The sequence below is a fragment of the Adlercreutzia muris genome, from assembly GCF_041223505.1.
Lineage (GTDB): Bacteria > Actinomycetota > Coriobacteriia > Coriobacteriales > Eggerthellaceae > Adlercreutzia > Adlercreutzia muris.
The window spans coordinates 15,889-27,562 of sequence record NZ_JBCLQK010000009.1 but is presented as its reverse complement, the minus strand read 5'-3'; the positions used below and the strand labels follow the sequence as shown (position 1 = coordinate 27,562).

General features: G+C 64.2%; 9 protein-coding genes. 2 read left to right on the top strand and 7 right to left on the bottom strand.

The window, feature by feature from the left end; all coding sequences use genetic code 11:
- Positions 1–95 precede the first annotated feature (95 nt).
- Positions 96–1,658, top strand: coding sequence for a helix-turn-helix transcriptional regulator (locus tag AAK988_RS08875; RefSeq protein WP_369880630.1), 1,563 nt, complete (start codon positions 96–98; stop codon positions 1,656–1,658).
- A gap of 120 nt (positions 1,659–1,778) precedes the next feature.
- Here the strand turns inward: AAK988_RS08875 and AAK988_RS08870 are convergent, their stop codons facing one another.
- The 3 genes from AAK988_RS08870 to AAK988_RS08860 are packed head-to-tail and all read right to left on the bottom strand — an operon-like array spanning position 1,779 to position 3,014.
- Positions 1,779–2,015 carry a hypothetical protein gene (locus tag AAK988_RS08870; protein ID WP_151429885.1) on the bottom strand — a complete coding sequence of 79 codons (237 nt, stop codon included), beginning with the start codon at positions 2,013–2,015 and terminating at the stop codon, positions 1,779–1,781.
- On the bottom strand, positions 2,005–2,658 hold the full coding sequence (locus AAK988_RS08865; protein WP_369880629.1) for a DUF1700 domain-containing protein: 654 nt from the start codon (positions 2,656–2,658) through the stop codon (positions 2,005–2,007). The genes AAK988_RS08870 and AAK988_RS08865 overlap by 11 nt, the downstream gene beginning before the upstream one ends.
- Positions 2,655–3,014, bottom strand: coding sequence for a PadR family transcriptional regulator (locus AAK988_RS08860; RefSeq protein ID WP_201757664.1), 360 nt, complete (start codon positions 3,012–3,014; stop codon positions 2,655–2,657). The genes AAK988_RS08865 and AAK988_RS08860 overlap by 4 nt, the downstream gene beginning before the upstream one ends.
- 182 nt (positions 3,015–3,196) lie before the next feature.
- Between AAK988_RS08860 and AAK988_RS08855 the strand changes: the two genes are divergently transcribed.
- A complete protein-coding gene (locus tag AAK988_RS08855) occupies positions 3,197–4,234 on the top strand; it encodes a threonine aldolase family protein (RefSeq protein ID WP_369880628.1) in 1,038 nt (345 codons plus the stop codon).
- A gap of 281 nt (positions 4,235–4,515) precedes the next feature.
- On the opposite strand, the gene AAK988_RS08850 is transcribed toward AAK988_RS08855, so the two are convergent.
- From AAK988_RS08850 to AAK988_RS08835, 4 genes are all read right to left on the bottom strand, one after another.
- Positions 4,516–6,036 (bottom strand): APC family permease, encoded by a 1,521-nt coding sequence (locus AAK988_RS08850; protein WP_369873584.1) that lies wholly within the window; start codon positions 6,034–6,036, stop codon positions 4,516–4,518.
- Positions 6,037–6,101: 65 nt separating this feature from the next.
- Complete coding sequence (locus AAK988_RS08845; protein WP_369873583.1) at positions 6,102–8,366, bottom strand: APC family permease; 2,265 nt, start codon at positions 8,364–8,366, stop codon at positions 6,102–6,104.
- A gap of 126 nt (positions 8,367–8,492) precedes the next feature.
- Positions 8,493–9,839, bottom strand: coding sequence for a C1 family peptidase (locus tag AAK988_RS08840; protein WP_369873582.1), 1,347 nt, complete (start codon positions 9,837–9,839; stop codon positions 8,493–8,495).
- 92 nt (positions 9,840–9,931) lie between these two features.
- A complete protein-coding gene (locus AAK988_RS08835; RefSeq protein WP_369873581.1) occupies positions 9,932–11,290 on the bottom strand; it encodes a C45 family autoproteolytic acyltransferase/hydrolase in 1,359 nt (452 codons plus the stop codon).
- Between the last annotated feature and the right edge of the window lie 384 nt (positions 11,291–11,674).

Here is an 11,674-nt window from a genome sequence, read left to right as displayed (position 1 = left end):
GTTTCCCCCTCCCGCCCTTTCGGGTAGAATGCCCCTAGCTACATTCGCGATGCTCCGGGGACGCCGGGCATCAAACGCATCAAGGGGATGAGATCGTGCGCACGCTGCGAGGGGGCCAGTTCGTCCTGGCCATGGTGGGGCTTGTCTTCAGCTGGGTGTTCTTCCCGCCGGGGATGATCCCGGGGTTCTTCCCCGAAGCCCGCGCCTACTCCCATGCCAACGAGACGCTGCTGGGGTTCTGCCTCGCGCTCTTCCTCGTAGCCGCCGTGGCGCGTCGGCCCCTCGAACGACTCGTCGAGCGCCATCGCGGCGTCATGCTGGCCCTCGTGCTGTCGGGGCTTGCCGGCTACGGGCTTCTGACGGGAGCTCTCGCCATCGGCCATTACTCGCTGCCCTTTGCGCTCGTTGTCACCTTCGTGCTGGCCGCAAGCTACGTGGCCCTCATGCTCTGCTGGATCATGACTCTCGCCCGCATCGATACGCGCCAGACCATGGTGCTGCTGTTCGGCTCGGCCATCGGATATGCGGCCCTTACCATGGGAAACTTCCTGCCCGCCGAGGGCCGCATGGCCCTGTGCGCCACCTCGGCCGCCCTTTCCGGCCTGTGCTGGTTTTTCCTGAAGCCGACCGCAGTGCCTGCCCCTGCCTACAGCCACGAGGCGGCGGCCCTGCGCCATGCCCCCTTCGCGCTGCTGGGACTGCTCGCGGTGCTGCTCATCGGCGGCCGGGTGGTCACGGGGCTCTACTTCAACCTGGATAAGGAAGTGCCCTTCGGCGAGCTGCTCGTGCGCTGCGCCTGCATCGCCGGCGTCATGGCCTACTGCCTGGTGTCGGCCCGCCGCGGCGCCAGCCTCGAGCAGGGCTACCGCAACACGTGGATTCCCGCCGCGGGCTTGTTCCTGCTCGGCGCCATGATGACCATCGGGCTGCAGGGGCCAACCTCTTATCTGGGGCTCGGTATCACCCACGGCGCGCTGAACTGCTTCGAGGTACTCGCCTACCTCATCATGTTCCGCTTCGTGAAGAACGACCGCGTCTCCCCCGTCATGGTGGTCAGCCTCGGCATGGTCGTGTTCAAGGTGCTGCCCATTGCCCTCCAGCGTCTTGTATTCCCCCAGGTGATAAGCGACCTCGGCCTGACCGAGGGCGATGTGGCGCCCGCAGTCATCCTCATGTCCATGGTGGTGCTCGTCTCGGTGCTCGCCTTCGCGAACCACCGCCTGACAGCCGCCGAGCTGCGCGCCCTGGCGCAATCGGACGAGGAGGAGGGCGCGAACACGGGCAGCGCGGTGGCACCGTCGACGATTGCGGAAGCGGGTACTCGTGGCGCAACGGCGGCCCCGGCAGCTGCCGTGGCCATCCAAGGAGCCCCGGCAGCCGGAGCCGAAAGCAGCGCCGGCGCGAAGTCCGCACCTCATGCGCATCCCAGCTTCGACGAGGCCTGCACCGACGTGGCCCGCGAGGCGGGGCTTTCCGAGCGCGAAGCCGAGATCATGGCGCTCATCGCCCATGGCAACAGTCAGAAGCACATCTCAGAGGTGCTCTACCTGGCGCTCGGCACCGTGCAGTGGTACGCGAAGACCATCTACCGCAAGCTGGGCATCCATTCCAAACAGGAGCTCATCAACCTCGTCACCGACCGGGTCGAGGGAGAGTAACGGCCCACTGGCACCTTCACGCTCCAGCGCACCCATGGGCACCGCACAGCATCGCGGACGACTACGGTCTCGCCTCTTCGCAAAAACGGCCGGCCGCCTCATCGGGCGACCGGCCGTTTCCTAGAGTGGCGCGGGCAGCGTCGGCGGCTCGGGCGCAACGGGAGCGGCCCCCATCGCATCGCCGAAGCCCAGCGGAGGGCCTGCGAATTGCATGACCAGGTCGTGCCAGCCGCTGGCGCTCACCGCCGCCAGGGCACCGCCGAGCATGATGAGGGCCACGCCGGCCACGACACAGGCCACAGCAGTCAAATGGATGTTCTTCCACGTTAGCCAGGGGTGTTTCTCGCTAAGCTTCATCGACGGCCTCCTTCGCCACTTCGGCCAACACGCCCGGCACCGCCGCCGCACGCTGAACCTTCTCCTTCACGAACGGCGCTTTCATCTTCGCAATCCACTGACGCGAGACCTGTGCAAGCGCCCTGCTGGCCGCCAGCGCCCCATGCAGGCAGAACAGCCCCAGGCCGAAGCACACGAGCCCCGACCCTAGCTCGACGACGCCATAGGGAATCTGCCCGTTCGCCAAGCCCCACAGGCATACGACGATACCGAGCGGGCCTCCGAAGAGAAGTCCTGCCGCCAGCATCCACAGCCCTGCGACGAGCAGCCAGATGACCAGCACGCCCGTAAACGCCACCAACGCAGCTGCCGCCAGCAGCGGGAACCACAAGGGGAAGCCCAGAATGACGAGCGTCCAGTACAGCGCACGGTTCCTCTGCTTAGTGCGCACCACGGTCCGCGGCACCACAGGCAAATCGGCGATGATGGCCCGTGCGGCGGCCTTCGGATCGTCCAGCTGGGCCACCGCTTCTTCCTCGGTCATGCCGTCGGCCACCCGATCGTCGATCATCTCGGCATAGAAGCCCACCGACTCCTCGATCTCGCCCTCGGGCAGGCAGGCGAGGGCCGCCCGTAGCCGGGCAAGGTATTCCTGCTTGTTCATGATGCGGCTCCTTCCTTTGGCTGCGGCCGTTCCGACCCCGCCTCTGCATCCAAGGCCTCGCGCACGAAGCGGTAGATGGCCTCGACCTCGTTCCATTCCTCGATGAAGGCCCCCACGCGGGCGCGGCCCTCCCTCGTGATGCGGTAGTACTTGCGCAGCCGCCCGTTGTGCTCGGCCGAGCGCACGGCAATGCAGCTCGCGCCTTCCAGCCGCTTGAGCAGCGGATACAGCGTCGATTCCGTGAGACCCAGCGACGGCGGCACGTCTTTGATGATCTGGTAGCCATAGGATTCCCCGCGGCTCAGCACCGCGAGCACGCAGGCTTCCAGAAACCCACGCTTCATTTGAGCGTCCATCATACCTCCTTTCGCATGATACTATGTGTTGCATAGTATAAGAGTCGCACAACTTCGTCAAGAGGACGTTCCCCGAATTTGCTGAAGAAGGAAAGAGGCTCGACCAACGCGAAGCCTGCGCGACAGCTCGTCGCCTTCACCATTGTGGAATAATGGGGAGACCGCGACACTGAGGAGCATCCATGATTTCTTTTGAGAACGACTATTCCACCGGTGCGCATCCGCGGATTTTGGAGGCGCTGGCGGCAACGAACTTCGAACCAGTTTCGGGATATGGGACGGACCGGTTCTGCGCGGGCGCTGCAGAGCGCATTCGCGCGGCTTGCGACGACCCTGCGGCTGACGTGTTCTTCCTGGTGGGAGGCACGCAGGCCAACGCCGTGGTGATCTCGTCGCTGCTCGCCGGCTACGAAGGCGTGATCGCAGCCGACACCGGGCACATCGCGGTGCACGAGGCGGGCGCCATCGAGGCGACGGGACACAAGGTAATCGCCCTGCCCGAGTGCGACGGCAAGCTGCGCGCCGCCGACGTGGCCGCCTACCTGGATACCTTCTACGGCGACGCAAGCCACGACCACATGGTGTTCCCCGGCATGGTGTTCATTGCGCACCCCTCCGAGCTGGGCTCCCTGTACTCGCTGACCGAGCTGGAAGAGCTCTCGGCCCTGTGCCACCGTTACGAGATTCCGCTGTACTTGGACGGTGCGCGCCTCGCCTACGGCCTGGCCGCCCGCAATACCGACGTCGCCCTGGCTGACATCGCGCGCCTCTGCGACGCCTTCTACATCGGCGGCACCAAGTGCGGGGCACTCTGCGGCGAGGCCGTGGTGTTCCCGCGCGGCGCCATGCCCGCCCACTTCCTCACCCACGCGAAACAGCACGGGGCGCTCTTGGCCAAGGGTCGCCTGCTCGGCGTGCAGTTCGACACGCTATTTGCCGACGGTCTCTACGGCGAGGTAGGACGCACCGCCATCGATGCGGCCACCGAGCTGCGCCGCATCCTGAGCGAGGCCGGTTGCACCTTCTTCCGCGAAAGCCTCACCAACCAGCAGTTCATCGTGCTGGAGAACACCCAGATGGAGGCTCTGGCCGAGCGCATCCACTTCAGCTTCTGGGAACGGGTCGATGAGACTCACACCGCCATCCGCCTCGTCACCAGCTGGTCCACCACCGCCGATGATCTGACAGCCCTGGAAGAGGCCCTGGCCGCGGTACTTTAACGCAGCGCTGCCGCTATCATGATATTGCCGCCGTCGCGTGGCTGCCGGCAAGACCCCTATCGTCATCCCCACAGTTGCGCCGTCAGCTAGGGTTGCCCCTACGACCTCGGAAGACGTTTGAGCCCAGCGAAGAGGGAGTTCCCCGAAGGCGAGGTCTTCGCTTGCAACATGAGGGAAGGGAATATGGCAACTTTTCTGCGCGCAAAAAGGCGGCCGCACCAAGTTGCCGTTGCGCCAACCTGTGCGACCGCCATCTTCAATGGGGAGACGCGCCCCGCTTCCTACCCGAGGTTGATCTGGCGATGGAGCACCTTCGTCAGCACCAGGTAGTACACGATGCCAATGAGGATGAACGCTACGCCGACGACGAGGGCCACGGCGCCCACGGACATCAGAATGCCGAAGCACACGAGCGCGCCGAGCACCGGGAAGACCAGGTGCATGGCCACGGCCTTGGCCCCCGTGCGCTCCTTCAGCTGGAACCAGCAGAACACGATGACCGACACGTTCAGCATCACATAGGTGGACAGCGCACCGAAGTTCGAGATCTTCACCACGGTGTTCATGTCAATGTTGCTGAAATGGAAGACCAGGGTCAGCACCACCGACAAGACGATGATGAAAACGACGGCGTTCAGCGGGGAATTCGTGCGCTTGTCCATCTTGGCCATGAACTTCGGCAGGCAGCCGCCGTTGGCCATGGTGAACATAACGAAGGCGATGGAGTTCTGCTGCGCGATAGCGGTGAACACGCCCTGAGCCAAGGCCACGCCCACGGCGCACACCACCATGAGCCAGGGGCCAGCGGCCATTTTGGCCACCAGGTAGAAGGCATTATCGGTGTTGCCGGCGAAAGCGGCGCCCGACGGGTCGATGCAGGTGGCGATGAAGCACTGCAGCGCATACAGCACGCACAGCACGATGGCCATCACCATCATGGCGCGCGACGGCCCGTGCTGGGGGTCCTTCGCCTCTTGGGTCAAGGTGGCGATGGCGCCGAAGCCCACATAGGACATGACGGCCAACGACACCGCTGACATGGTGCCGCCGAACTCGAACTTCGCGGGGTTGAACAGGTTGGTCGGCGAGAAGTTCGCGCTCTCAGGATGCTGCACCACGAACATCACGCCGCACACGACGAACAGCGCCAGAATCACCAGCTGAGCCACGAGGGCCACTTTGTTCACCACCATAGCCGTCTTCATGCCGATGAGCGACACGATGGCCACGATGATAAGGAAGCCGAAGCACAGGGCCAGAATTGGCACGTCCGGCAACATGGAATGGATGGCGATGGCGGCGATGAGGTACACCATAGCCGGGCTGACCAGGTACTGCAGAAGCATGAGCCAGCCGGCGATGAAGCCGGGAAGCTTGCCGAACACATGGCTCACATAAGTGAATATAGAGCCCGAAGAGGGAAAATGCTGGATCATGATGCCGAAGGAGAACACCGAGAACAGCACGGCCACGAACCCGATAAGGAAGGCCAGGGTGGGCATGCCGCCGGAATCGGCGAATACGCCGCCGTAGACGGCCATGGGGGAAATGGGCACCATGGTGATCAGGCCCCACACCACCATATCCTTCACGGTGAGGGTCGCCTTGAAGTCGTCGCCGGCGTTCTGCTTCGTGGCCACCGTCGGCTTCGCCACCTTCTCGCCGTTGTTCTCAGGCATCGAGAGACGGGCGGCCTTGCCCGGATCCGCCGCCCCGACCGATGCCGCGCCGCCTACGGCGGCCGCGACCGATGCGGAGGCCTTCGGCGGGGCGCCCGCAATCGTCTTTGCGTTGTTGCTCATGGAGAACACCTCTATCCTGGGCGGGCCGCGCCCCGCGCCCGAGGCGCGGCCCGTTTCGTTGCTGGCTACTTATGGTCGGACGCCTTCGGGGCCGCGCCAGCAGCGCCGGTCGCAGCGTCAGCGCCCTCGGCACCCGTCGCAGCCGCACTCGCCACGCCCTCGGCACCGGCTGTGGGATGGCCCACCTCGCGTCGGGCCTGGTCGGCGGCCGCCTTGGCCTCCTTCACCTCGCGGCGGGCAGATGCCAGGTCGCTATCGGCCTCCACCTGCTGCTCTAAGGCCTCGGCCTCCACCTCGTAGGCATGGGCCTTCTCCTGGGAGGCCTTCGCCGCCGCACGGGCAGCCTGCTCGGCCTCGGTGGCCCGCTTGGCGTCGGCCACCGGGTCGCGGGGCACCGACTGGGCGGCCACCTCATCGGCAGGGGCGGCGGGCACCGCGGCATCCAGCCGCACCGGCTCGGTTCCCTCTACCGGCGTCGGCACCGCGGGGGCCTTCTTCAGCCCCACGGTGGCAGCCGTGCCAATACCGGCCTTCTTCGAAATCACCGTCGGCTGGCTCATGGGGATGGCGCCCAGTGCGCCAATGGACGTGCCGCTGGTCTTCACCGGATGGTTCATGGCCGCAGGATCGTCGCCGGCCTCAATGGCCGGAGAGGACGGATGGTGCTTGCCGTGCACGTACTCGTCGGGCAGCACGATCTGCTCGTTGGGGTTCCACAGCTTCTTAATGGGCATGCCCATGGGGTTCTGGCCCTCGCTCATCAGCTCGGACGGCACATTGGACAGCACCTTCTGGGGCTTCTTCAAGCCCTCGAGCTGCCAGGTGAACGGGGCGAACACGTTGTTCTCGTCCACCCAGTTATGGCGCTTGGAGGCCTGGTACACGCCGAAGCAGATGGCAAAGGTGACAACGATGATGGCCACGATAACCACCACATAGGTCACCGGGCTGCCCACCTCCTCGGCCACCTGGGCCGGCGGGATGATGGCCAGCACGATGCCGAACAAGCAGGCCAGAAGGCCAAGGCCAGCCACGAGCCACGCGCCCACGTTGCCGCCGGGCACCTTGAACAGACGCGGGCGGTTCGGCTGATCGCGGCGCAGCTTCAAGAACGAGACGAACATGAGCACGTAGTACAGCATGTAGAGGATGGTAATGGCCTGGGTGATGAGCACGACGAAGCCCTCGATGTTCGGGATGAGGAAGCACAGAAACGCAATGAGGGTCATGAACGTCATCTGCAGGTACATCAGCCGGCTCGGCATGCCGTGCTTGTTGGAGTTCTGCAGCACCTTCGGCAGGAAGCCGGAGCGGCCAGCCTGGCCGAGCATGAACGAGGGACCGGCCATGTTGGTGACGAGCGACGCCATGGAGGCACCGAGGCCGACCCACACGAAGGCCACGTAAATCCACGGGCAGTTGAAGGTGGCACCGAGAATCTTGTAGGTCTGGAACAGGCCGTAGACCAGGTTCATGTCGGACTTCGGCGTAACGATGGCAATGCACACCGTGCCGGCGATGAAGATGATCAGCGTCAGGATCATGGCGATGAAGATGGACAGGGGGAATTCCTTCTGGGGCTTCTTCAGCTGCTTGATGTGGGCGGCGTTCATGTCAATGCCCGCGAAGCTGAAGAACACGCCGGCGGCCAGGGCCAGGTTGGTGAGGCTGAAACCGTCGCCGAAGGGATTGAACGCTTCGGGCGTGGGGGTCACATTGGACACGTTGCCCTGGGCCAGCCACACCACCGTGAAGATGACGATGAAGGCCAGCGGGATGAACGTGCCGATGATGACGCCGTACTTGGTCAGGCGGGCGAAGGCCTTCACGCCCTTGGTGGCCAGGAAGGTCAGGCCCCAATAGTAGGCCAGCCATGCCAGAATGATGAAGAACTGGTTCTCCGGATGGTTCATGAACTGCACGGCCCAGTCCCAATCGGGTGTGTAGAAGCCGATGGTGGCCGATGCGGATGCAACGCCCATGCCGAAGTTGATGGAGGTCTGGAACCAGAGGATCAACAGGCAGGTGAATGCCAGACCGGGGCCTAAGGCCTCGCCGACCCAGCGGAAGATGCCGCCGCGCTGGCCCCAGCCGGAGGCCAGCTCTGCGGCCACCAGGCCGGTGGGCAGGAAGAAGACGAGAGCGCCGATGATAAAGAGCGTGACGGAGGACAGCCCGTAATAAGCCTGCTGGACGTCATTGGCAACGCTGCCGATGATGGTCACGTTCATCATGACCAGTGCCATGAGGCTGATATAGGCTCCACTGCTGGCCTTCGCTGCGCCCTTCGCCGGTGCCTTCGCCGGGTGAGATGCGGTTTGGGAGCTCATTGTTACCCCTCACGAGAAGGTCCGGCGGAACGGTCGCGTCCCGATCCGCCGGACAGCGGATAGTGTGTGCGGGCTTGGGTGCCCGCGGAGCCGACTGCGCGATGGGCGTGCGGCCGGCGGGTGTCCTTAGGCAGACACCGGGTTGAAGGTGTTCCAGAACGGCCAGATAATCGGGTCAGAATCCAGGGCCTTTTGCAGCGCGGGGCTGAGGCGGTCCTTGCGGATAGCCACCTCGTAGACGAAGTTGTCGAACCATTCGTCGCTGCACACGAAGTAACCGTTGTTGCCGGTCTTCTTGCCGCCGTTCTCGGTGCCCCAGCTGTTCTCGATCTTCCACTTGGTGGGCTTGCCGTCCTTGATGTCCACGCCGGCGATGGTCATGGCGTGGGTGGGCAGGCTCTCATGGGTGGCGAAGCGCTCGGCCTTGTCCATGGTGAACTTCACGCCGAACAGCGACTCCAGATCGAACAGGTTGAAGTCCATGACGCCGGCCTCGCGATCGCAGTGCTGCAGCACGTCGGAGCCGAACCAGACGGGCTCACCGTCCTTGAGCGACTCGATGACGTAGCCCTTCAGCTCGTCCATGGGCACGTTCAGGTACAGGTTGCGGCGCTCGGGAATCTGGTCGGAGTCCTGCACGGCATACAGGCGGCCGTAGGGGTTCGCCTCGCCCGGCACGTTGATGATGCCTACATAATCGTCCAGGTCAATGGGCACGTACTTCTTCAGGAACTCCAACGGGGTAAGGCCCAAGTCGGCGTGGTACTTACCCTTGGCGTCGTTGTAGGTGAAGTCGAACTTCTCCGGGGGCTCGCCGAAGCAGACAGCCAGGATGCGGTACACCTCGGTGAGCATCTCCTCTTGAACCGCCTTGGTGCCCTTGCCCTCCTGGGCCAGGGTGCGCAGCTTCAGGCCATCCTGACGCAGCAGGTGCGAGAGCACGGTGTTCAGCTCGGCGGTATCATTGGTGCAGTGGGTCTCGCTCATGGCGGAATGGGGCATCACGCCGTACTTCTTCACGAGGGCGCACACCATGTCCCAGTCGCCGCCGTCGGCCATGGGAGCGCTGAACAGCCAGTCCACCTCGCGGTCGTCGAGGGCCTTGTCGGCGGTGGCCACCGCATGCTCCATAAACCAGGCCGCACGCTCCAGCTTGCTGAAGAACGCCAGGTAGGCCTGGGAGAGCTCGAAGGTGCCGCGGGGCAGGTCAAGCTCCTTCTCGATATGGAAGCGCAGCACGTTCAGGCAGGCGAACATCCAGCAGCGGCCGGACATCTTCTGGTTGGCCACGGCCTGGTCGTCCACGTCGATGGAGAACGCGAAGTTCTTGGGGCTCATGGACTCGAGCACCTCCACGCTCTCGGCCGACGCCAGAATGCCGTTCTTGGTGACGGCGCGCTGGGCCACATGCTGGGTTTCAGCCTTCTTATAGGCCTGAGCCATCTTCGCAAGTTGTTCCTTTGAGATTTCCATAATCTATGCTCCTTTATCCTCGATAGGCTGATGCGGTATATGGAAAGGACGCGAGCGCCGTGGAGAGGCGCGGCATCCGGGTTCCCGGCTTCCTAGTCGAACAGGGTCCAGGGCTGGGTGGGACGATCCTGCAGGTAGCCATCCATCCACTTCCACAGCGGATGCTGGTCCATGAAGTCGCGCGCCACGAACTCCACCCCGTCGGCTCGGCCGTAGCGGCCCCACATCTTCATATGCTTCACGTCGTCGGGACCGGCGGCCTTGGCGTCGCAGGAGCCGGCCGGGTAGAACGGGATGTTCCACACGGCATCGGGATCGTCGGCGTAGTACTGCGGGTCCACGTCGTAGTGGGCGCAGATGCAGCGGCTCGACGGGCAGTTATAGCCGAGATACACGTCGTAGGTGTCGGCCAGCATCTTCTTCACGACCTCCAGATCGATCTTTCCGTAGTACGCATCGATCAGTTCCATCCAGCGCTGGCGGCGGGCACCGGTCTGCTGGCGCGGGTCGTTGAAGCCGTTGTCCTTGCACTCCAGGTTGCGGATGCGCGGGTCGAACACGGCGTTGCAGCCGAAGTAGGCGCCGTCGAAGGTGCGCTCCAAGCTCGTGAAGGCCAGGCCCTGCTCGAAGCGGGCGATCTCGCCGGTGTTGTGGTCGGCTATGAGCCAGGCGTTGGCGTAACCGCCGTTGTTCTGCTTGTTCAGCCGCTCAACGAACTGGTCGATGGTGGCCGAGAACTGCACGGCGTCGCGGATGCGCACCCACTCGGGCATGCCGGCGTCGTCGTAGCGGTCGAAGCCGGCCAGGGTAGTCTCGGTGATGTTCAGGCCGGCGGCAGTCACATAGAAGTCGGTCATGGAGGACAGCATGCACGGGGCCGAGGCCTGCATGATGAAGGCGTAGCCCTCGTCGGGCTCCACGCGCTTGCACACGTTGAAGTACTGGCCGCTCCAGAACTCGTCGAAGCTCTCGTGGCCCAGATAGGGCTTGCCGTCCACAGTGGCCGAACCGGTGGCCACGATGGCGGAGCAGTGCTCCTTGCGGTGGGTCTTCATAAGCGGGCGGCTCATGACCTTCCCGGCGTTCTGGGGCCACCAGTAGCCGGTGATCTCCATCCAGTCGTTCCAGGCGATCATGTCGTCGGTGGTGGTGGGCACGCCGGCGGCCGTCAGGCCCTCGGCCATGCCGCGCAGCTCTTCCAGCCAGCGAGCGGGAATCATGTCCCGGTGCAGCTTCAGTGCCTGTTCGGCAAACCACTCGTAGGTCATGCCGAAAGATTCCAAGGTCATGAACTTATAGACGCGCAGGGCGTCTTTGTACTCGTCAACGAGCAGGTAGCCCTCTTGGAAGCCGCACTCGTAGGGAGTGCCCTTCACCTTCAAGTGCTGCCAGCCGTTCACCTGTTGCAGCTGGGCGCGGTCGATAATCTTTTGCTGCTCGGCGGCAACCATTGCCTGCTCCTTTCCTGCGCGTCTCGCGGACGCGACGCCATCACGCTCTCGGATGGGGAAGTCGCTGGCGCGGGCGCGTCCGGCCACGGCCAAAGCGCTTACGCAACAGCGAGCCCCGCTCGACCCTGCGGACGGCGGTGGACTTCCTCATGGGAAATGCTGCCCCCCATGATGCGCTCGGCAGTGATTGATTAGGTTTCGGCTGGTATTTCCGTTTCTGCGCCGTTACGGGTTAGTTTCCCCCTGCTTGCCTTGGGTTTCTTCCTGCTAGCGCCCTACTTCACAAATCGGTTTCGGCTTCGTCGGGAGCGGCCGTGGCGGGCTGGCCAGTGGCATCATGGGCTCGCATCTGCAAGCACCGGAGGCGACGAGCACGTCGCCCCA